Raw genomic sequence first — 21,324 nt, forward strand, 5'->3', positions numbered from 1 at the left:
GCCTACTCGTTGGCCTCTGGCGGCAGGAAATCGACCTCGTGCAGTGCCGAGATGCGCACCACTTCGGCAGGGTCGGTCAGATTGTGGAGCTGGTTGAACAGCGCCTCCAGCTTCTGCATCGGCGAGACCCAGAACAGCGCGCGGCACGGCTTGTCGGACTTGTTGAAATAGCCGTGCGGGATGCCGCGGGGCATGCGCACGAGATCGCCGGCATGGGCCTTGACCCATTTGCCGTCGAGCTTGAGGTCGAGCGTGCCCTCCTGCACCAGGATGAACTCGTCCTGGGTCGGGTGGATGTGCACCGGCACGAACTGGCCGGGATCGCTGTTGGTCTCGAATGCGAAGGTGGAATCGGTGACGGCCTTGGGAAAATAGACCTGGCCCAGGATATTCCAGGTCTTGCCGCCATAGCCCGTGCCGTTCGCGGTAATGCCCTTTTCGAGTGCAGTCATGCGCGCCTCCTCGTGGATTCCGGCGAGGACGGAGCATCGGCCCGGGACGGGTCCCTGTCTATCCGCTAAACGAATCCGCACCGCGCTATTGCCATGCAACAAGACGATTTTGCGGGCGCGGCCCTTTTCGCGTCGTGCGAACTATTATAGGCTTAAAGCAATTCCGTGACGCGAAGCGTGGTCGACGATGTCCGCAGCCGTGCTGGAAATGAGCGCGAGGGTCCCCGCCGCCGAACGGCTCGCGGCCTTTGCCCGCGTCACGACCGATGATGTCGACGAGGCGGCCGAAGCAATCGGGCGCATCTTCTGCCCGCATGATCTCAAGCCGACACAAGCGCGCGCGGACGGCTTCTCGGCGCGGCACAATTGCGCGGCATTCGCAGGCTTTTCCATCAACTACGTCGCCTATGGCGGATCGGTCAGCATCGACCCCGGCTGTCTCGATCGCTTCTTCCTGGTCCAGGTCCCGCTCGCAGGCAGCGCCCGCATTCGTGCCGGGGCCCGCGAGCTCGATGCCGCGCCGGAACGGACGGCCTCGCTGCTGTCGCCGACGATCCCGACCCGGATGATGTGGCGCGATTGTGCGCAGGCGATCCTGCTGCTCGATCGCCGCATGGTCGAGCAGCGCGCCGCGGCGCTGTCGGGCAGGGCGGCAGGCAGAGTCGAATTCGATCCGGTGATCGATTTGGACGCGCCGTCCGGGCGAGCGTTGCGGGCGCGTATTGCCGAGCTGATGACGCTCGCCGAGCGCGTTGGTCCTTCCGGCAGACTATCACCGCTTGCGATGGCCGACTGGCGCGAGGCGTTGCTCGATCACCTCCTCAACGGCCAGCGCCACGGCCTGTCGGATGCGATTCAAATGTTCGCAGGTCGAGCCGAGCGTCTGCCGCGCGCGCTCCGCGCCGCGCGTGACCATCTCGCGGACAATGCGGGCGAGCCGCTCGACCTCGCGCAGCTCGCCTGCGCCGCCGGCATCGGCATCCGCGCGCTCCAGCTCGGCTTCCGCCGTCACTTCGGCGTGTCGATCTCGCAGATGCTGCTGGATATGCGCCTCGCCGCTCTGAATGCCCGCCTTGCAAAAGCTGCGCCCGATGCCTCCATCACCGAGATCGCCTTCGATCTCGGCTTCACCCATCTCGGCCGCATGGCCGGCGCCTATCGCGACAAGTTCAGCGAAACCCCCTCGGCGACGCTGCGGCGCAGGATGAGTTGAGGCGGAAGACCTTCTAGCGCGGCTACGTCGTCACCATCCAGGGGCAGATCCTGGATGGCGCCTGGCCACGTGGTGCAGGTGTGAGGCGAGAAGTGATCGGCCTGACCTGCGAGCTTCGCGCGTCCTCCGGAAATCGTGACCGGGTGCAGCGTCAGGAAAAAGTGGTATGTGAACCGCTTCATACTCGATCACTCTCTTTCTGAACTACCACTCCCGCAAGAAATTGCCCCACCCGGATCTAATTGACGAACGCGGGTGAGATGCAATGCCTGCGCAGCCGCGTGCTCGCAGCTTTGGATTGGCTCCTCGTCTTGCTCACGAGCAAGCCAGCCCATCACTCAGCACAGCTTTTTCAGAAATTGGAATCAAGGGCATCGAGAAACGCGTCCTGGCAGCTCTATTCGAGAGCGGCCGGCTGCTACTTGCTCAGGAGGAGCCCCCAATGAAGATAAGCAGCGCAACTTCCAACATCTTTTCCTTAGCAAGGCGCCTCGGCAGTATTCGGATCGCCCGTTCCAGTCTGATCAAGTCGGCACATATCCTTGAAAGAATTGGACTGGGAGCCGTTGGGGCCTCTTGCGGCCTCTATGTGGGTGCGACCCTGCTGCGCCAGAAAGGTGGGCTGTTTGAAAGCGGCTGGATTGTGCTGATAACAATGGTCTATGGAGCTCTGAGCTATTATGTCGGTATTGATTTGTCCGGCAAAGTCGCACGGAATTCGTCATCGAGCATCTCGGAAGAATGGAACGGCTCCGAGCCGGCTGAGATCATGAGTGCGGCCGGAACCTTCGGCGCGGCCATTGCGGCTACTCTGTCCGTCAGCATCCTTGTCCTTGATCAAAACCTGCCCAACGGCCTGATAGGCTTTGTTGCCGGCTGTTGGGTGGTGGGTTCTTCGCTTCAAGTTGCGGCGGGCACGATGGCTCGCAACAACGATGCACCCACGAACGAGCAATGAAGGAAGCACGCTCACGTGAGCACAAGCCACCGTGCAGATTCGGCTTCGGGTCCGGAGTGCGCAATGTCGACTCATCGCAACCCCAGCCGTCCAACGTTGCGCGTCTGCGATGTTTGGTAGTGCAGTCGTTCGCATCGATAAGTGTTCTGGTGCGAACCGTGCCGGTACCTAGTAACCTAAGTTTTCACACAACAGACAAGACGTGCCATCGTGGTGATGTTGAGATACTGTTTCCGCGCGGCCGTGGTCCAACATTCTGCTAACCGCTAGCCACAAGATCGGTGGAGCCATGCAGATTGCGGAGTGGCTCGAGAAGTTGGGGCTTGGACAATACGCCGAGCGTTTTGCCCAAAATGGGATCGACGTGGGCGTCCTCCCCGAACTGATGGACGAGGACTTTGACAAGCTCGGAGTCTTGCTCGGTCATCGCCGCAAAATGCTGCGTGCCATCGCCAACCTCGATCCGGCCGCGTTGATCGCATCGTCGGCGCCCGCTCATGACGCCGAGCGGCGCCACCTCACCGTCATGTTTTGCGATTTGGTCGGCTCGACCGCGCTCTCGGCGCGGCTCGATCCCGAGGATATGTGGGAGGTGATCCGGGCCTACCGCGCTGCCTGCGCGAGCGTTGTTACTGCCTATGATGGCAGGATAGCTCGGTTCGTCGGTGACGGAATACTCGTCTATTTTGGTTATCCCCGTGCCCACGAAGACGATGCGGAACGCGCGGTGCTCGCGGGCCTGGATATTATCGCGGCGATTCGCCAGCTCAAGACGGGCGCCGGCGAACGGGCTGAACTGCGGATCGCAATCGCGACCGGACTTGTGGTGGTCGGCGACCTCATCAGTGGAGATGCGTCTGAGGAGCACGCAACCATCGGCGATACACCAAATCTCGCTGCTCGCCTCCAGAGCTTGGCGGAACCGGGGGTCGTCGTCGTTGCTTCGTCGACGCGCCGGCTGCTTGGCGATCTCTTCACTCTTCGCAATCTCGGTCGCCGGGAGGTCAAGGGAATAGCAGAACCCATCGCAGTCTGGGCGGTGGAAGGTGCGACCGCATCCGAAAGCCGCTTCGAGGCAGTCCGCGCCGCGCGCTCGATCGGCTTTGTCGGCCGCAAGAACGAGATCGAATTTATCCTCTCGCGCCAACGGGAGGCATGGCAGGGCCAGGGGCAGATGGTATTGATTTCTGGTGAAGCGGGCATCGGCAAGTCGCGGATAGTCGCAACGCTCTCTGAAAGCCCCGCATTGGGGGCGCACCGCCGGGTGCGATATCAGTGTTCGCCTTACCATACCAACAGTGCGCTTCATCCGTTTGTCGCGCAGCTCGAACGCGCCGCCGGTATTCGCTCGGACGACATGCCCGAGCAAAAGCTCGACAAGCTCGAGGCGATGCTAGTGCTCGGAACACAGCAGGTCGTTCCAGCAACACAGCTCATAGCGGCGCTCCTTTCGATTCCACCCGGAAACCGCTGTCCGCCGCTCGCTCTGAGCCCGGCACAGCAGCGTCGACAGACATTTGCTGTCCTACTCGACCAGCTTGAGGGGTTGGCACGCGATCAACCTCTGCTGATCATCTGCGAGGACATGCATTGGGCCGATGCCACGACACTTGAACTGTTCGATCTTGCGGTCGATCGGATCAGGGCCCTGCCGATACTCGTGCTCATGACCTCCCGGCCTGAGTTCGAGCCCTCCTGGTCGGGCCTTGCGAATGTCAGTCTGTTGCGGCTCGACCGGCTGGATCGGCAGGATACGCGCGCGCTGGTCGAACAGGTGGTCGTTGGTCGCCAGCTGCCAGGCGAGATGATGCAGCAGATCATCGACAAGACGGATGGCGTGCCGCTATTCGTCGAGGAGTTGACCAAGATGGTGCTGGAGTCCGGCCTGCTCATCGAAGATGCCGGGCGCTATCGCCTGACCAGTCCGCTCCCGCCGCTAGCTATTCCCGCCACGCTGCAGGATTCGCTGATGGCACGGCTCGACCGGCTCGCTCCGGTCAAGGAAGTGGCGCAAATAGGCGCCGCCATTGGCCGCGACTTCTCATACGCACTGCTGAAATACGTGGCGGGACGCGATGATCTGACGCTGAGCGCTGCGCTAGGACAACTTGAAGAGGCCGAACTGCTGCTTCGCCGCGGAGCGCCGCCGGAGGCAAATTACAATTTCAAGCATGCCCTTGTTCAGGAAGCGGCCTATGAGAGTCTGCTCAAGAGCAAACGGCAGCTGCTGCACACGCGGATCGGCGAGGTCCTGCGCGAGAGGTTTCCAGTCGTCGCCGAGACCGAGCCGGAAGTTCTGGCGCACCACTTCACCGAAGCGGGGCTGAGCGAGGTCGCTTTCGAATGGTGGCGCAAGGCGGGCCAGCAGGCACTGAAACGCTCGGCCTATTCCGAGGCGATCGCGCATCTCGGCAAGGCCATTTCGACCGCTGACGAGCTGCCTGACGAGCCCCGCCGAATGACGAGCAGGCTGCATCTTCAAATCTCGTATGGCCGTGCACTGAGGGGCAGCCTCGGGCACAGCGCTCCCGAAACGATCGCGGCATGGACGCGGGCGCGCCAGTTCGCAGCCGACATCGATGATCCTGTTGAACTTGCGCCTGTTCATTCGGGGCTCTTCAACGCCTGCTTGACGCACGGCGAACTCGCTCCGATGCGGGAGCTGGCGGATGCCATCAGGAGCGCAGCTGACCGACGACCGGACTCACCCGTGGCCGCCGTTGTCGCCCATTGGACGGGCGGCGTCACCTGCTGGTTCGGGGGCGACTATCTGAACGCGAGGACGCATCTCGAGCAGGCGCTGGCGATCTACAGTGTCGAGCCGGATCCCGCGACATTCCGGGCTTCGACGCTGGATCTGCCGTTCGTGATCATGAGATTCCTTGCTCTGGTGCTGTGGCCGCTCGGTATGATTGCGCGCGCGCGCAAGCTCGCTGCCGAAGCGGTGGGGGCTTCGGGAGAAAAGCGGGCGCTTTCCCGGGCTAACGCGCTGGTTCATCGCGCTGTGTTCGACGGGGTGTGCGGGGGCATGTTGCAGCAGACGGAGACGATCCTGGCACTCGGTCTTGCGCGCGACCACACGATGCCACTGTACGTGGCTGCGGGCACCTACCTGAATGGCCTGGCCAAGTGGCGGGCCGGGGATCGAATGGCCGGACTGACGGACATGCGTCACGGCTGGACCTTGCTGCAGGAGAACGATTGCTACCTCTGCGAGCCTTTCTGGGGGATGCATGTCGCCGTGGCGAATGCAGAGGTGGGCCAAGTCGAAACCGGACTGGAAATCCTGAACGAATTGATCGCCCGGACCGAACAGACCGGCCAGCATTGGCTTGATGCCGAGCTGCATCGTGCCCGCGGTGAACTCTTGTCGCGCCATGGTGCGTCGGACGAATCCAGCGCCGAAGACGACCTCAGGCGAGGGCTGGAGATCGCGCGACAACAGCAGACGAAGACCTTCGAGCTGCGTAGCGCTCTTGGACTTGCCCGCCTGCACAAGGCAAATGGCCGTGCAGGCGCGGTATCCGAATTGCTCGCTCCCGTGCTGGCCGCATTCGAGATGGAGCAGAATCTTCCTGAATTCGTGGAAGCAAAAGAGCTGCTCGCGCAAGAGCATTAGGCATGCGCCGTTTCGCCCTTTTGACCGCTCGGAGACAAGAGGATGTCGGTCACGAATTGACGTGCACGAAATCCCGCAGCAGCGGATAGATCTCGTTGTTCCAGCGCTTACCCGAGAACACGCCGTAATGGCCGACGCCGGCCTGCATGTGGTGGACGCGGCGATAGGCGCGCACGCCGGTGCAGAGGTCCTGCGCGGCGAGGGTCTGGCCGATCGCGCAGATGTCGTCCTTCTCGCCCTCGACCGTCATCAGTCCCATGCGGCTGACGGCCTTGGTGTTCACCGGTCGGCCGCGATGCATCAGTCTGCCTTGCGGGAGCAGGTGATCCTGGAACACGTCGCGCACGGTCTCGATGTAGAACTCGGCCGGCAAATCCATCACCGCGAAATATTCGTCGTAGAAGGTCTTGATCGTCGCCGCCTTCTCCTTCTCGCCCTTGGCGATGTGGTTGGCGAGATCCATGTGCTGCTTGATGTGGCGCTCGAGATTCATCGAGACGAACGCCGTGAGCTGCACGAAGCCGGGATAGACCTTGCGCAAGGCGCCGCGGCATTGCACCGGCACGTAGTTGATCAGATTGCGCTCGAACCATTCGATCGGCTTGCTCTTGGCGAACTCGTTGACCCTGGTCGGCTGTATCCGTGTGTCGATCGGTCCGGCCATCAGCGTCAGCGTCGCAGGGCGCGCGGGATGATTGTCCTCGCACATGACCGCGGCGGCCGCGAGCGCCGAGACCGAGGGCTGGCAGATCGCCACCATGTGCGGGCGCGGACCGAGCTGGCCGAGGAAGTCGATCAGGTGCTCGGTGTAGTCGTCGAGCCCGAAGCGGCCTTCGCTGCGCGGAATGTCGCGCGGATTGTGCCAGTCGGTGATGTAGACGTCGTGGTCCTGGAGCAGCGTCTTCACGGTGCCGCGCAGAAGCGTCGCGAAATGGCCGGACATCGGCGCCACCAGCAGCATGCGTGGCTGCTCGCCGACGCCGTCTTTCTTGAAATGCAGCAGCGAGCCGAACGGCGTCGCATAGGCGATCTCCTCGGTGACCGCGATCTCGCGGTTGCCCACCATGACGCTGTCGATGCCGTAGGCCGGACGGTCGTAGGTGAGGGTGGAGCGCGAGATCAGCTCCAGCGCCGCCGAGAGCCGGCCGACCACCTGGTCCGATGCGCCCTGCGGCACCAGGTTGAGGAATCTGAGCGCGGATGAAGCGCCGGCCCGCCAGGGCGCGGTGAGGTCCATATGGTTCTGAAAGGCCTGATAATACATCGACATCATACTGAAATGCCCACCTGTCCCCCTGGCATTATGCAATATCGAAGCCAAGCGGGAGCCGGACGCCCCTGGAATTGGCACATCGCTTGCTCTTCAATTTGCCGAAAGCACAGCTTGTAGGCGCGCGCCGAGGGCCGAGCAGGCGTCGGGTTCAGGGAAGGGCCAAATGGCGAAGGCGACACTGACCATCAGCAGCAAGAATTATTCGTCCTGGTCGCTGCGTGGCTGGCTGCTGACGAAGTTCTCCGGGCTTGATTTCGAGGAGATCGTCACGGCGCCCGACGACGCATCCGCCCGCGCCGAAATCCTTCTGTTGTCGTCCTCTATCCTGGTGCCCTGCCTGCGGCACGAGGGCGCCGTGATCTGGGATACGCTGGCGATCGCCGAATATCTCAATGAGGCGATGCCGGACGCCGGTCTATTGCCTGATGACCGCATCCAGCGCGCGCATTGCCGCTCGATCTCGGGCGAAATCCATTCCGGCTTCACCACGTTGCGCGCCTCGCTTCCGGTCAATCTGAAGGGGCACTTTCCCGGCTTCAAGATCTGGTCGCGCGCGCAGGCCGACATCGACCGCGTCTGGTTCATCTGGCGTGATTGCCTGGAAAAGTCGGGCGGCCCCTTCCTGTTCGGCGAGAAGCGCACCATGGCGGATGCGATGTACGCGCCTGTGGTGACGCGCTTCGTCACCTATGACGTCAAGCTCGCGCCGCCGCTGAAGGCCTATGCCGACACCATCATGGCCATGCCCGAGATGCAGGAATGGATCGCGGCCGCGCGGGAAGAGCCGGCCGAGATCGAGGAGCTCGAGGTCGAATATTAGGCAGCCGTTGCGGCGGCCTGCCTGTTTCGGCGCCTGGGCACCGTCATCCCCAGGACAGGCGGCGAGTCCGGCTCATGTCGTTGATGCCGTTAACCTTTGTCGCCAAGCATCAGCCCAAACCGAATCCCGCCCTGAGTAGATATTGTGTGAGCTGGTTGGCCGGCCGGCGACATCTAGCCGTGAACAGGTGCGTACGAAGCTTGGCGGCTGATTCGGACGTGATTCGTTCGGGCCGCGTTCCGAAGGTTAAAGCTGAGCGCGGCCCCGTCGCATTTTGAAACAGATACGATGCCTCAGGCTGCGCCCGAATGCTTCATGCGCGGCAGGCGCCAGCCGATGACGGTCGCTTCGACCGCAATTCCGGCCTCGTTGTTCCGCCAGCGTCCCTCGACATAACGGCAGGCGAACGGCAGCTGATACGTGCCGCTGTGGTCTTCGCACAGCACTTCGACCGCAAGACCCGGTGGCGGTTCTCCGGCGCCGTCGAATTCCGCCAGACGTCTATCGCGCGTTGCCATTCCAAAAATCTCCCCTAAACAAAGCCGCGGAAAGAGCGCCCACATCTTTCGTGTGCCGATCATCGTTCCCGTCCCAGGGAACAGGTGCAAGCTCAACGCGAGAATGCGGTACGAGTGTGGTAGCCTCACGCTGCTGCGCTTAAACAGCGCACATTGCCGTGATCGATCTGACGAGGAACCTGCATGCTGTACCGAAGCGCCGGCGTCTGTTTCGCGATGTTGCTGCTCGCCACGCTGGCGATCGTGCCGGTCCGCGCGCAGGACGTGCCCGGTATCGAGATATGCACCGTCGAGAAGACCATGGAGCGGCGCACCAGCTGCCTTCAGAGCAATGTCGATTTCCTCCAGAAGACCATCACCAAGCTCACGCTCGATCAGCAGCAGAAGCTGGATGCAGCCAATCGCCAGATCGACGCGTTGAAGACGACGGTGGCCGGTCTGCAGAAGACGCTCGCCGATCTCCAGTCTGCTCAGACCAAGACGGCCGAGGATCAGAAGAAGAAGCAGGACGCGCCGCCGGCCAAGGATTCCAAGTAAGCGCGCCTGTCACGTCACGCGGTATCGCTCCATCACGCCGCGGTCGGGCTCGTAGCCAAGCCCGGGACCCGTGGGCACCGCGACATGGCCGGTCGCATCGACATCGGCGTGGCCGCCCCAGAGGCAGGCCTCGCGTTTCAGATAGAACATCTCGACGAGCCCGTCCTCGCGCGTTGCCAGCAAATGCAGCGTCGCCAGCAGGCCGGGACCAAAGTAAGGGGAATGCGGAACGATATTGACGCCGAACTGATCGGCCAGCGCCGCGACCTTCAAGAACTCCGTAATGCCGCCGACCTTGGTGACCGATGGCTGGGCGTGGCTGACCGCGCCCGCATCCAGCATCTGGCGAAATTGATATTCCGTGCAGGCGTTCTCGCCGGCGGCAATGCCGAGCCCGCCGCTGCTGCGGACGTCGGCGAGCGCAACAAAATCCTCCGGCGGCCACACCGGCTCCTCCAGGAACATCGGCTGCGCATCCGCGCAAGTCTGCGCGAAGGCGATCCCCTGCGCGGCTGTGAGCGCGCAGTTCATGTCGACCATCAGCGGAATGTTGGGCCCGATCGCCTCGCGCGCGGCGAACACCGCAGGGGCCGTGGTCTCATGCAGCTTGATGGCGCCATAGCCGAGCGCGAGAGCCTTCCTGCATTCGTTCGCGATGTTGTCGGGCGAGCCGATCCGCAACAGGCTCGCATAGGCCGGGATGGCTGGGCGCCTGGTCTCGCCGAGCAAGCGATGCAACGGAACACCCTTGATTTTCGCAGCCAGGTCCCACAGCGCGATGTCGAGCCCTGATATCGCGAACATAGTGATGCCGTAGCGGCCGAACAGATGCAGATTGCGCTGGATCTGCTCCATGGCCGCCGGGATGCCGGCCGCATCCGGCACCGTCAGCCCGCGCGCCTGCGGCGCGATCATCTCCTCGACGGCGCTGCGGGTGGTGCGCGGGCAGACATAGGCGAAAGCATCGCCCCAGCCGGTCAGCCCGGAATTGGTCGTGACCTCGACCAACACCATGTCGAGTGCGCTGATGGCGGACGCGCCCTGGCGGAAACTCGCGACGCCGGCGTCATAGGGAATGCGGATATGGTGCGCCCGCACATCGGTGATGTCCATGACGCGGTTCCTCCGTGCTTTCTTGTGAGCGGTTCAGAAACTCGCGGAGTGTAGCCGCGAACGCGAGGACGTTGCCAGTGGCCATTCCCAGACTATCCTCATGCGGGACAGCAACGCCGATCAAGCGAAGGGGGAATGACTGGCGCACCCTTGCTGCGCTTCGAACGAGGACGACCATCGTGAATCCAGCCCAGCGCGCGCTCTGGTATATCGAGAGCCATCTGGCCCAGCCGATGACGCTCGACGAGATCGCTGAGATATCCGGCGTGTCGCGGTTCCACATCGTGCGTGCGTTTGCCGCAGCCACCGGCCTCCCGGTGATGCGTTACGTGCGCGCGCGGCGGCTGACGGAAGCTGCGCGCAGTCTGGCAAAGGGTGCACCCGACATCCTGTCGCTGGCGCTGGAGGCCGATTACGGCTCGCACGAAGCCTTCACCCGCGCGTTCCGCGACCAGTTCGGCACCACGCCCGAAGCGGTGAGGGCGGCAACGTGCGTAAGCCATCTCAAGCTTCAGGAGCCGATCCTCATGGACTCCACCATGCTCGACCATCTTGCCCCGCCGCGTTTCGAAACCGCGAAGGCCTTCCTCGTCGCCGGTCCCGGCGAGCGCATCGCCTGTGACAACGGCGCCATGATCCCAGGTCTGTGGCAACGCTTCCATCGGAGATTGCCGACGTTCCCGCGCGCGTCGGCAACGTCGCCTATGGCATCTGCTGCAACGGCGATGATGCCGGTAATTTCGACTACATCGCCGGTGCCGAGGTCAGCGATTTCTCGGACCTGCCGCGCCGCTTCAGCCGCATCCGCATCCCCGAGCAGCGCTATGCCGTCTTTACGCACACGGATCACGTCGCGTCGATCCGACGCACCGTGAACACAATCTGGAATCAGTGGCTGCCGGCAGCTGGCCTCAAAGCTGCGGATGCGCCGAACTTCGAGCGCTACGATGAGAGGTTCGATCCTGCAACCGGCAATGGCGGATTCGAGATCTGGCTGCCGGTGAGGGAGTAGAGCTTCCGCAAGGCTGGCATACCATCCCGCTTGCTTGGCAAGCCCCGGTGACTTTGTCATAACCGCAGGCAAAGCTTGCCTGCGGGGCCCATGCCGGACATCCCGTGCAAGTCATAACAAGCAGCCGGGAGGGTCCCACCATGTCCAACGTTCGTGTTCTCGCCACCGACCTCGAATTTCCCGAAGGGCCGGTCGTGATGCCGGACGGCTCGGTCGTGCTGGTGGAAATCCGCGGCCAGCGCCTGACGCGCGTTTACCCCGACGGTCGCAAGGAGATCGTCGCGAAGGTGCCGGGCGGTCCCAATGGCGCAGCCCTGGGGCCCGACGGCAAGATCTACATCTGCAACAATGGCGGCTTCTCCTGGCTTCCGGCCGGCAAGATGATCATGCCGGGCCCGCAGCCGGAGGATTATCTCGGCGGCGCGATCCAGCGCGTCGATTTGCAATCCGGCAAGGTCGAGACCGTCGTGAGCAAATGCGGCGCGCACGATTTGCGCGGCCCGAACGATCTCGTCTTCGACAGGCACGGTGGCCTCTGGTTCTCCGACCTCGGCAAGCGCCGCGCGCGCGAGATGGACGTCGGCGGCATGTATTATCTCAAGCCCGGCATGAAGGAGATCGTCGAAATCGTGCACGGCATCCTGCCCGCGAACGGCATCGGGCTCTCGCCGGACGAGAACACCGTCTACATCGCGGAGACGCCGACGGGCCGGCTCTGGGCCTATGAGCTCTCCGCTCCGGGAACGCTGAAGCCGCGCGAGGTGATCTATCGCGGCGAGCGGGGCAAGCCGATTTGCGGCCTCGGCGGCTACCAGATGTTCGACTCGCTGGCCGTGGAAGCCAATGGCAATGTCTGCGTCGCCACCCTCGTCTCCGGCTGCATCTCGGTGATCGCGCCCGACGGCACCCTGGTGGAGCAGGTGCCGACCGGCGACCGCGTCACCACCAACATCGCCTTCGGCGGCCCCGAGCTGAAGACCGCCTATATCACGCTGTCGGGCAAGGGCGAGCTGATTGCCATGGATTGGCCGCGCGGCGGTTTGCCGCTCAATTTCCTAAACAAATAAACGGTGCTAGTTACCGTCATTGCGAGCGAGGCATAATAACTGCCAGACCCTCACCCTGAGGAGCGCGCCCTGAGCGCGCGTCTCGAAGGGCGAGGCCACCAGCCGGGCCTTCATCCTTCGAGACGCGCGTTCCGTGCTCCTCAGGATGAGGATCTGGCACCTGGAATGCCTCGCTGCCCAATGACAACGGAGAGTATCTCGAATGCCCTGGCCTGATCCCATCACCCTGCGCGGACAGCACGCCCGTCTGGAGCCGCTGGCGCATGATCATCGCGAGGGGCTGGTCGAGGCCGTCAAGGACGGCGAGCTGTCGAAGCTCTGGTACACCGCGATCCCCTCGCCGGAGAACATGGCCAAGGAGATCGATCGCCGCCTCGGCCTGCAGGCCGCCGGCTCGATGCTGCCGTTCACCGTGTTCGATGCCGCCGGCACCATCGTCGGAATGACGACCTACATGAACATCGATGCCGCCAACCGCCGCGTCGAGATCGGCTCGACCTGGTACGGCAAGAGCGCGCAGCGCGGCCCGCTCAACACGCAGTGCAAGCTCATGCTGCTGCGGCACGCCTTCGAGACGCTGAACTGCATCGCGGTCGAGTTCCGCACGCATTTCTTCAACCACCAGAGCCGCCGCGCCATCGAGCGCCTGGGTGCCAAGCAGGACGGAATTCTGCGCAGCCACCAGATCGCGCCGAACGGCACGCTGCGCGACACCGTGGTCTACAGCATCACCGCCGCTGAATGGCCGACGGTGCAGGCACATCTGGAATTTCAACTCAACGACAAGCCGCGCTGAGAGGCGCCGAGGCACCATGGACAGATTTGATTATGTGATCGTCGGCGCGGGCTCCGCCGGTTGCGTGCTCGCCAGCCGGCTGAGCGAAGATCCGAACGTCAGCGTCTGCGTGCTCGAGGCGGGCCCTTCCGACTGGCATCCCTACATCCATCTGCCGGCGGGCTTCATCAAGACCTTCCACATGAAGAGCATCAACTGGGCCTACCAGCAGGAGCCGGGGCCCTGGACCGGCGGGCGCAGCATCTACGCGCCGCGCGGCAAGACGCTCGGCGGCTCGTCCTCGATCAACGGCCACATCTACAACCGCGGCCAGCGCATGGATTTCGACACCTGGGCGCAGATGGGCAATCGCGGCTGGGGCTATGCCGACGTGCTGCCCTATTTCCGGCGGCTGGAGAAGCGGGTCGGCGAGGGCGAGGATGCTTATCGCGGCCGCGAGGGCAGCCTCACCGTCACGACGATGGACTGGCGCGATCCGCTCTGCGAAGCCTTCATGGAAGGCGCGGTCTCGCTCGGTATTCCCCGCAATCCCGATTACAACGGCAAGACCCAGGAGGGCGTGTCGTATTGCCAGCGCACCATCAACAATGGCTTGCGCGTCTCCGCCGCGACCGCGTTCCTCAAGCCCGCGATGAAGCGGCCGAACGTGCATGTGCACACCCATGCGCACGCGACCGAGATCATTTTTGAAGGCAAGCGCGCCGTCGGCGTGCGCTACACCAAGGGCGGCCGCGGCGGACATCCCGTCGAGGTGCGCGCCAACAAGGAAGTGATCCTGTCCGGCGGCACCTATAACTCGCCGCAACTCTTGCAGCTCTCCGGCGTCGGCTCGCCCGACCTGTTGCAGCAGCACGGCATCGCGGTGCGTCACGCGCTCCCCGTCGGCGAGGGCCTTCAGGATCATTACGCGCCGCGCACGGTGGCGCGCGTCAAGGACATCAAGACCATCAACGAACTCCGCCGCGGCCTCTCGCTGTGGATCGAGGCCCTGAAATGGGCGACCGCGCGCCGCGGCCTGCTGTCGCTGTCGCCGACCATGGTCTATTGCTTCTGGCATTCCGGCGAGAGCGCCGAGAGCTCCGACCTCCAGCTCACGTTCACTCCGGCGTCCTACAAGGAAGGCGTGCAGGGCCAGCTCGAGGACGAGCCCGGCATGACCGTGGCCTCCTGGCAGCAGCGCCCGGAGAGCCGCGGCTACGTCCACATCCGCTCCAACGATCCGTTCGCGCCGCCGATCATCCAGACCAATTATCTCGACGCCGAGCTCGACCGCCGCGTCATCGTCGGCGGCATGAAGCTCGCGCGCAACCTTCTGAAGAGTGCGCCGCTGTCGCCCTATTACGCCTATGAGGATTTTCCCGGTCCCAACGTCAACACCGACGACGAATTTCTGCACGCGGCCACCGAGCGCGGCACCACCACCTTCCACCCCGGCTGCACCTGCCGCATGGGCCCTGCGGATTCGACCTGGGCGGTCGTCGACGACCAGCTCCGCGTCCACGGGTTGGAAGGCCTGCGCGTCATCGACGCCTCGGTGATGCCACGCATGATCTCGGCGAATTTGAATGCCTCGACGATGATGATCGCCGACCGCGCCTCCGACCTGATTCGCGGCAAGCAGCCGATGGAAGCCGCAAGGATTCCGGATACAGCGGTGGCCTAGGAAGGTCTCGTGCCCCGGACGCAGCGCAGCGCTTCTTCAGCGGTGCGCTGCAGAGCCGGGGCCTATGTCGCCGCAATCTGCCGTGTCGCCTTCTGGGTCCCGGCGCTGCGCAGCAGCGTTGCACGCTGCAGCGCGTCCGGGACGCGTCCGCTCGCTGGTGGCTGTTTCGCTCGCCGTCAACCCCTTCCCGCAAAAATATTCCACTTTACCGAAATTCGGAATTGCGGCATAAGTCGCGGCAGCCCGGCCCGACGAAGAGGGGCGGTTCGCGAGTCGTTCGAAACGCGGGCCGGGTTGCGATGGACGCGGCAGCGTCGGGCACGAAAGCAAGGGCAGGGCGGATGCTCTCCGTGAGCCCAAAACGTCGTGCGGACGAACGGCGCTGACAGGTTCGTCCCGCTGGTGTTTCGATGGCAATTTGCACAAGGCCGTCGGAGCCGGTGGGGTCAAGCGAACCGCGCGTACGGCAAAACCGTGTGGTCCTGGCCGTCGTTGCTACGGTCAAGCCCTGGCGAATGCGGCAGTCGCGTCAACCGGCGCAATGCCGGCGACTTTCGCCGGGGTGAGGGAGGCCAGAAGGAACTCGGCTCCCGGGAGAGCACGGCATAAGCCGTCCGACCATCGCGCAGGGAAGGCCGTGTGTTCGGCGCCACCTGTATGCTGCTGTGCGGTTTTCTGCGTGCACCTTTTGCGCAGCAGACCGCGGGTGCGAGGTCAGCACCCGGCCTTCCCTGCGCCCTCTCATCGAAGAGGGAACGAGATGAAGCAAGGCTCGGGCGAGATGCGCCGCGAGGCTGCGAAGGCGTGTCTGCAACTCCACACGCCCCGTCATCGCCCGCGAACGCGGGTGATCCAGTATTCCAGTGGCGCATGTGATTGAGCCGAGAAGTCGCGGCGTACTGGATGCCCCGATCAAGTCGGGGCATGACACCGATGGTGAGGCGGGGCGTGGCGCTATCGCAAGAGAACGAGCAGCCTCACACTTCCCGCCGGCTCAAGAACGCCAGCCGCTCGAACAGATGCACGTCCTGCTCGTTCTTGAGCAAGGCGCCGTGCAGCGGCGGGATCAGCTTGCGCGGGTCGCGCTCGCGCAGCTGCTCGGCGCTCATGTCCTCGTTGAGCAGGAGCTTGAGCCAGTCCAAAAGCTCGGACGTGGACGGCTTCTTCTTCAGCCCGGGCACCTCGCGCACCTCGAAGAAGATGCGCAGCGCCTCTTCCACCAGGCGCTTCTTGATGCCGGGGAAGTGGACGTCGACGATGCGATGCATGGTGTCGGCATCGGGAAACTTGATGTAGTGGAAGAAGCAGCGGCGCAGGAAGGCGTCCGGCAGCTCCTTCTCGTTGTTGGAGGTGATCATCATGATCGGGCGCTGCTTCGCCTTGATCGTCTCGCCGGTCTCGTAGACGTGGAATTCCATGCGGTCGAGCTCGAGCAGGAGGTCGTTCGGGAATTCGATGTCGGCCTTGTCGATCTCGTCGATCAGCAGCACCGGGCGCTGCTCGGCCGTGAAGGCCTCCCACAGCTTGCCGCGCTTGATGTAGTTCCTGATGTCGGACACGCGGGCATCGCCGAGCTGGCTGTCGCGCAGGCGCGACACCGCGTCGTATTCGTAGAGGCCCTGCTGCGCCTTGGTGGTGGACTTGATGTGCCAGGTCAGCAGCGGCGCGTTCAGCGCCTTCGCCACTTCCTCCGCCAGCACCGTCTTGCCGGTGCCGGGCTCGCCCTTGATGAGGAGCGGGCGCTCCAGCACGATCGAAGCATTGACGGCGACCTTGAGATCGTCGGTCGCAACATAGTCCTTGGTGCCGGTAAACTTCATCGCTCGTCCTTGTTGGTCGTCGTTGCCAGGCATTGCCAATTCATTGCCGTGGTCACGACAAGCGAACGGCCGCTCGCGGCGGCCGTTCCTGGGTCGGTCAGGCTTTCAGACCCGTTTTATCAGCGAAAGGATCACGAGCACAATCACCGCGCCGATCGTGGCATCGACGATGGCGCCGATCGTGCCGGTTGCCAGCTGGATGTGCAGCTGTGGCAGGACCCAGCTCGCCACCAGCGCGCCGATGATGCCGACGACGATGTTGCCGACCAGCCCAAATCCCGCCCCGTGGACAATCTTGCCTGCAAGCCAGCCTGCGATCGCGCCGATGATGAGCGCTGCGAGAATTCCCATTGCAAACGTCCCCAAAACAACCCCGTATGGCGTCAATTCTAGAGCAAAATGCCTGGCGGTCCAGCGCGGAGCAGGGGCTTCCGCCCCTTGACGTTCGCCCCCCGACGGGCAATCTGTCACCCATGTTCCTGCAATTCTTCACCTCTCTGCGCGACGCGCAGGTCCCCGTGACGCTGCGCGAATACCTCACGCTGATGGAGGCGCTCGACGCTGACCTCGCGGACTACACGGTCGAGAACTTCTATTATCTGTCGCGCGCTTCGCTGGTGAAGGACGAGCGCAATCTCGACAAGTTCGATCGTGTCTTCGGCACGGTGTTCAAGGGGCTGGAAAGCCTGCTCGAGGCTATGGACAAGGCTGAGATTCCCGAGGAGTGGCTGAAGAAGCTCGCCGAGAAGTACCTGACGGAAGAAGAGAAGAAGCAGATCGAGGCCATGGGCTGGGACAAGCTCATGGAGACCTTGAAGAAGCGCCTCGAGGAGCAGAAGGGCCGGCACCAGGGCGGCTCGAAATGGATCGGCGCCGCCGGCACCTCGCCATTCGGCGCCCACGGCTACAATCCCGAAGGCGTGCGCATCGGCCAGGAGAAGAACCGCAATAACCGCGCCGTGAAAGTGTGGGACAAGCGCGAGTTCAGGGATCTCGACGGCAATGTCGAGCTCGGCATCCGCAACATCAAGGTGGCGCTGCGGCGCCTGCGCAAATTCGCGCGCACCGGCGCGCCCGACGAGCTCGATCTCGACACCACCATTCGCGAGACCGCCAATCACGGCTATCTCGACGTGCACATGCGCCCCGAGCGGCGCAATGCGGTGAAGCTCCTGGTGTTCTTCGACATCGGCGGCTCCATGGACGCGCATATCGAGCAGGTCGAGGAGCTGTTCTCGGCGGCGAAGAGCGAGTTCAAGCACATGGAGTATTTCTACTTCCACAACTGCCTCTATGAAGGCGTGTGGAAGCAGAACAAGCGCCGCTTCACCGACCGCACGCCGACCTGGGACGTGCTGCACAAATACCCGCACGACTACAAGGTCGTGTTCGTCGGCGACGCCTCGATGTCGCCTTACGAGATCATGGTGCCCGGCGGCTCGGTCGAGCACGTCAACGAGGAGCCGGGCTCGGTCTGGCTCGATCGCATCATCCGCACCTATCCGCATACGGTTTGGCTGAACCCGGTGCAGCAGAAGCATTGGGACTATTCAGAATCCACCACCATCATCAAGCGCATCTTCGCCAACCGGATGTATCCGATCACGATCGAGGGGTTGGAAGGTGCGATGAAGGAATTGACGCACTGATGCATGATTGAATCTGGCTCTATCGGCGACGGGACTGCGCTTCCTCCCCCGCTTGCGGGGGAGGGTTGGGGAGAGGGTCTCTCCACGAGCGAAGGCTCCCCAAGAGGAGAGAGCCCTCACCCGCCGCGCTCTCCGAGCGCGTCGACCACTCCCGCAAGCGGGAGAGGTGACCTCCACCTCCGGCAGATCGCCTGGGGCGACGACGCAACAAGAGGGAGAACCATATGCCCCAGACCATCACCCGCGGCATCAAGGCGCTGATCGACGAGGCCAATGCCGAGATCGAGACGCTCAACGCCAAGGACGCCATCGAGATCTCCAAGAACGGCGACGTCGTCATCGTCGACATCCGCGATCCCCGCGAGATCGAGCGCGACGGCCGCATTCCCGGCGCGTTCGCCTGCACCCGCGGCATGCTCGAATTCTGGATCGATCCGCAGAGCCCCTACGCCAAGCCGATCTTCCAGGAGGACAAGAAGTTCGTCTTCCACTGCGCCGGGGGCTTGCGCTCCGCGCTCGCGGCCAAGACCGCGCAAGACATGGGGTTGAAGCCTGTCGCCCACATCGCCGGCGGCTACGCCGCCTGGCGCGATGCCGGTGGGCCGACGGAGCAGTGGATGCCGAAGAAGAAGGGGTGAGGTGAACACCTCCCTCACCACATACTGCGTCATGCCCGGGCTTGACCCGGGCATCCACGTCTTTGCCGCGACGAAGAACGTGGATGGCCGGGACAAGCCCGGCCATGACGACTGAGACAATTGCTGGAGCATGCAGTGACCGCCACCGATCCCCTCGTCTCCACCGAATGGCTCGCCGCACACATCAACGACGCCAACGTCAAGATCCTCGACGCCAGCTTCAAGCTGCCAGGCGTGCTGCCGCTGCCGAAGGACGACTATCTCGCCACCCATCTGCCCGATGCGGCCTTCTTCGACGTCGATGCAGTGTCGGATCATTCCAATCCGCTGCCGCACATGTATCCGAGCGCCGAGCAGTTCGGCCGCGACATCGGCAACCTCGGCATCACCAACGCCGACACCGTCGTGCTCTACGATGCCGGCGGCTGGGTCGCAGCGCCCCGCGCGTGGTGGATGTTCCTGGCCTTCGGCCACACCAATGTGCGCATCCTCAACGGCGGCCTGAAGAAATGGCGTGCCGAGGGGCGTCCGGTCGAAAGCGGCGAGGTGAAGCCGAAGCCGGCGACGTTTAGGGCGAGCTACGACGCCAAGCGCGTGCGCAGCATGCAGCAGCTGATCGCCAACGTCGAAAGCCGTGCCGAGCAGGTGATCGATGCGCGCGCCGCCGACCGTTTCGAGGGCCGCGCGCCGGAGCCCCGGCCGGGCATCCGCTCCGGCCACATCCCCGGCGCCCGCAACGTGCCTTACAATCTGCTGTTCGACGCCGCGACCGGTGAGATGAAGCCGCTCGACGATCTCCGCGCCGCCTTCACGAGTGCCGGCGTCAAGCTGGACGCGCCGATCGTGACGAGCTGCGGCTCGGGCGTGTCGGCCGGCGTGCTGACGCTCGCGCTCTATCGCTTGGGGATTACCGACACCGCGCTCTATGACGGCTCATGGTCGGAATGGGGCCAGGAGAAGGGCCCGCCGATCGCGACCGGTCCGGCGTAAACTCGCTGTTTCCACATCGTCATGGCCGGGCTTGACCCGGCCATCCACGCCTTGAGGCGCGGTACACAGAACGTGGATGCCCGGGACAAGCCCGGGCATGACGATCTCTTCGAAATGATTGTTAGCCGCAAAGAAGGCGCGTCACCGCGCGCGCGTGGTCGTCGTCGCGAAGGTCTGCTGCTGTCCGAACGGATCGAGTTGTTGCTGCAGCTGCTGAGGCGGCGGACGGCGCACCACGCGCTGCCGCTTCTTGGCTTTGGCCTTCGCCTTGGGCTTGGTCGCCTTGCTGTCCGCCTTGGCTTTCGCCGGTGCATCCTTCACGGACGTCGCCGCCGGATCGTTCAGCGCGGCCAGCTTGGCAGACGCGATGTCGAGCGCTGAGGAGGCGAGGGCGGCATCGGAGACAGCCGGCACCGGCTCGTCGGCCGGCTTGACCTCGGGGACCGCGGCCGTGGTGTCGTCAGGCGTGAGCGTGTCGGTGGGCGCCGCTGCTGCGACCTCCACGGTCGCGTCGGGCTTGGCCGGTTCGAGCGCAGCGACCTCAGCCGGCGGTGCAATGACCGTGGACTGAGCGTCGGCTTCGGTCGCCACTGCGGCGACCTGCTCCGGCTCGCTCACTGGAAGCCCAATGGTCGGTATCTGGTCGCGCAGGGAGAGCTCCGGCTCGGCCACCTCAGGCTCGGCCCGCAACACCGCGAGCACCGGCTGGGCCGGCTCGGGGGCCTGGGCAAACACCTTCTCCTTCGGGCCGTGCCGCCAGGAGGGGTTGCTGACATACTGCTCATGGCTCGCCCGCAGCAGCGCGGCGGCCCCTAGGCCGAACACCAGGATGGACGTTGACAGCAGGATCGCGGCAAACAGGAAGCGAAAGCCGGGAAGCATCGGACGGGTTGCGAATTTCCGCCCCGGCGGCGAGGTGGCCGGGGCCCATGAGCCATCTGAACGCGGTGACGGTACTGATTGCCGCGTTCGCCGCGCGGGATCGAAGCTCAAAGCAGTGGCGAATCAGGCTGATTCGACCATATCGCAACGTCTCACCGCCGCTTCCTAAATTCGGGGCCGAAGACTCCGGCAATTGACGGTGCAATGCGATTTCCGCCCCGTGATGCAACGGGGCAACGGTAGTCTTGCGGATCACAAATCGGCAAATCCGGCGCAAATAGGCCTGATATGTCTTGAATGTGCC

Annotated in this window: 18 protein-coding genes and 1 pseudogene; 12 read left to right on the forward strand and 7 right to left on the reverse strand. The window is 63.8% G+C overall.

What is annotated here, in order from left to right; genetic code table 11:
• Nucleotides 1-2: 2 nt before the first annotated feature.
• The gene (locus BCCGELA001_RS09510) at nt 3-452 is read right to left on the reverse strand and encodes a cupin domain-containing protein (protein ID WP_008559739.1); all 450 of its coding nucleotides are present in this window, start codon (nt 450-452) and stop codon (nt 3-5) included.
• 187 nt (nt 453-639) lie between these two features.
• On the opposite strand from BCCGELA001_RS09510, the gene BCCGELA001_RS09515 reads away from it, so the two are divergent.
• The 3 genes from BCCGELA001_RS09515 to BCCGELA001_RS09525 all read left to right on the forward strand — a co-directional run bounded on the left by BCCGELA001_RS09515 (nt 640) and on the right by BCCGELA001_RS09525 (nt 6,242).
• The gene (locus BCCGELA001_RS09515) at nt 640-1,665 is read left to right on the forward strand and encodes an AraC family transcriptional regulator (RefSeq protein ID WP_008559736.1); all 1,026 of its coding nucleotides are present in this window, start codon (nt 640-642) and stop codon (nt 1,663-1,665) included.
• Nucleotides 1,666-1,930: 265 nt separating this feature from the next.
• Entirely contained in the window at nt 1,931-2,623 is a 693-nt protein-coding gene (locus tag BCCGELA001_RS09520; RefSeq protein ID WP_236840838.1) for a hypothetical protein, read from the forward strand.
• Between the two features lie 289 nt (nt 2,624-2,912).
• A complete protein-coding gene (locus BCCGELA001_RS09525) occupies nt 2,913-6,242 on the forward strand; it encodes an adenylate/guanylate cyclase domain-containing protein (protein ID WP_060735142.1) in 3,330 nt (1,109 codons plus the stop codon).
• Between the two features lie 49 nt (nt 6,243-6,291).
• On the opposite strand, the gene BCCGELA001_RS09530 is transcribed toward BCCGELA001_RS09525, so the two are convergent.
• Entirely contained in the window at nt 6,292-7,515 is a 1,224-nt protein-coding gene (locus BCCGELA001_RS09530; RefSeq protein WP_008559712.1) for a polyhydroxyalkanoate depolymerase, read from the reverse strand.
• Between the two features lie 163 nt (nt 7,516-7,678).
• Between BCCGELA001_RS09530 and BCCGELA001_RS09535 the strand changes: the two genes are divergently transcribed.
• A complete protein-coding gene (locus BCCGELA001_RS09535) occupies nt 7,679-8,335 on the forward strand; it encodes a glutathione S-transferase family protein (protein WP_060735143.1) in 657 nt (218 codons plus the stop codon).
• Nucleotides 8,336-8,628: 293 nt separating this feature from the next.
• Here BCCGELA001_RS09535 and BCCGELA001_RS09540 read toward each other — a convergent pair whose 3' ends face one another.
• Nucleotides 8,629-8,853: a hypothetical protein gene (locus tag BCCGELA001_RS09540; RefSeq protein WP_008559707.1), complete on the reverse strand. Its 225-nt coding sequence runs from the start codon at nt 8,851-8,853 to the stop codon at nt 8,629-8,631.
• Between the two features lie 183 nt (nt 8,854-9,036).
• On the opposite strand from BCCGELA001_RS09540, the gene BCCGELA001_RS09545 reads away from it, so the two are divergent.
• Entirely contained in the window at nt 9,037-9,390 is a 354-nt protein-coding gene (locus BCCGELA001_RS09545) for a hypothetical protein (RefSeq protein ID WP_008559705.1), read from the forward strand.
• Nucleotides 9,391-9,399: 9 nt separating this feature from the next.
• Here BCCGELA001_RS09545 and BCCGELA001_RS09550 read toward each other — a convergent pair whose 3' ends face one another.
• Nucleotides 9,400-10,503: a mandelate racemase/muconate lactonizing enzyme family protein gene (locus tag BCCGELA001_RS09550; protein ID WP_060735144.1), complete on the reverse strand. Its 1,104-nt coding sequence runs from the start codon at nt 10,501-10,503 to the stop codon at nt 9,400-9,402.
• 179 nt (nt 10,504-10,682) lie between these two features.
• Between BCCGELA001_RS09550 and BCCGELA001_RS09555 the strand changes: the two are divergent.
• The 4 genes and pseudogenes from BCCGELA001_RS09555 (at nt 10,683) to BCCGELA001_RS09570 (ending at nt 15,041) form a co-directional block, all read left to right on the forward strand.
• Nucleotides 10,683-11,515 (forward strand): annotated as a pseudogene (locus BCCGELA001_RS09555) (GyrI-like domain-containing protein).
• Between the two features lie 140 nt (nt 11,516-11,655).
• Nucleotides 11,656-12,582, forward strand: a complete 927-nt coding sequence (locus tag BCCGELA001_RS09560) for an SMP-30/gluconolactonase/LRE family protein (protein ID WP_008559696.1) — start codon at nt 11,656-11,658, stop codon at nt 12,580-12,582.
• Between the two features lie 202 nt (nt 12,583-12,784).
• Nucleotides 12,785-13,378 carry a GNAT family N-acetyltransferase gene (locus BCCGELA001_RS09565; protein ID WP_060735145.1) on the forward strand — a complete coding sequence of 198 codons (594 nt, stop codon included), beginning with the start codon at nt 12,785-12,787 and terminating at the stop codon, nt 13,376-13,378.
• A gap of 16 nt (nt 13,379-13,394) precedes the next feature.
• Entirely contained in the window at nt 13,395-15,041 is a 1,647-nt protein-coding gene (locus BCCGELA001_RS09570) for a GMC family oxidoreductase (protein WP_008559679.1), read from the forward strand.
• A gap of 977 nt (nt 15,042-16,018) precedes the next feature.
• Here the strand turns inward: BCCGELA001_RS09570 and BCCGELA001_RS09575 are convergent.
• Together BCCGELA001_RS09575 and BCCGELA001_RS09580 are read right to left on the reverse strand one after the other, a co-directional pair.
• Nucleotides 16,019-16,861 (reverse strand): AAA family ATPase, encoded by an 843-nt coding sequence (locus BCCGELA001_RS09575; RefSeq protein WP_060735146.1) that lies wholly within the window; start codon nt 16,859-16,861, stop codon nt 16,019-16,021.
• Between the two features lie 105 nt (nt 16,862-16,966).
• Nucleotides 16,967-17,212: a GlsB/YeaQ/YmgE family stress response membrane protein gene (locus BCCGELA001_RS09580; RefSeq protein WP_008559660.1), complete on the reverse strand. Its 246-nt coding sequence runs from the start codon at nt 17,210-17,212 to the stop codon at nt 16,967-16,969.
• Nucleotides 17,213-17,334: 122 nt separating this feature from the next.
• On the opposite strand from BCCGELA001_RS09580, the gene BCCGELA001_RS09585 reads away from it, so the two are divergent.
• The 3 genes from BCCGELA001_RS09585 to sseA all read left to right on the forward strand — a co-directional run bounded on the left by BCCGELA001_RS09585 (nt 17,335) and on the right by sseA (nt 20,138).
• The gene (locus BCCGELA001_RS09585) at nt 17,335-18,510 is read left to right on the forward strand and encodes a vWA domain-containing protein (protein WP_060735147.1); all 1,176 of its coding nucleotides are present in this window, start codon (nt 17,335-17,337) and stop codon (nt 18,508-18,510) included.
• A 224-nt stretch (nt 18,511-18,734) separates the two neighbouring features.
• Nucleotides 18,735-19,148: a rhodanese-like domain-containing protein gene (locus BCCGELA001_RS09590; RefSeq protein ID WP_008569015.1), complete on the forward strand. Its 414-nt coding sequence runs from the start codon at nt 18,735-18,737 to the stop codon at nt 19,146-19,148.
• 135 nt (nt 19,149-19,283) lie between these two features.
• Entirely contained in the window at nt 19,284-20,138 is an 855-nt protein-coding gene (sseA, locus tag BCCGELA001_RS09595; RefSeq protein ID WP_060737575.1) for a 3-mercaptopyruvate sulfurtransferase, read from the forward strand.
• A gap of 141 nt (nt 20,139-20,279) precedes the next feature.
• Here the strand turns inward: sseA and BCCGELA001_RS09600 are convergent, their stop codons facing one another.
• Complete coding sequence (locus BCCGELA001_RS09600; RefSeq protein ID WP_060735148.1) at nt 20,280-21,020, reverse strand: hypothetical protein; 741 nt, start codon at nt 21,018-21,020, stop codon at nt 20,280-20,282.
• Between the last annotated feature and the right edge of the window lie 304 nt (nt 21,021-21,324).

The sequence above is a fragment of the Bradyrhizobium sp. CCGE-LA001 genome (genome assembly GCF_000296215.2).
Lineage (GTDB): Bacteria > Pseudomonadota > Alphaproteobacteria > Rhizobiales > Xanthobacteraceae > Bradyrhizobium.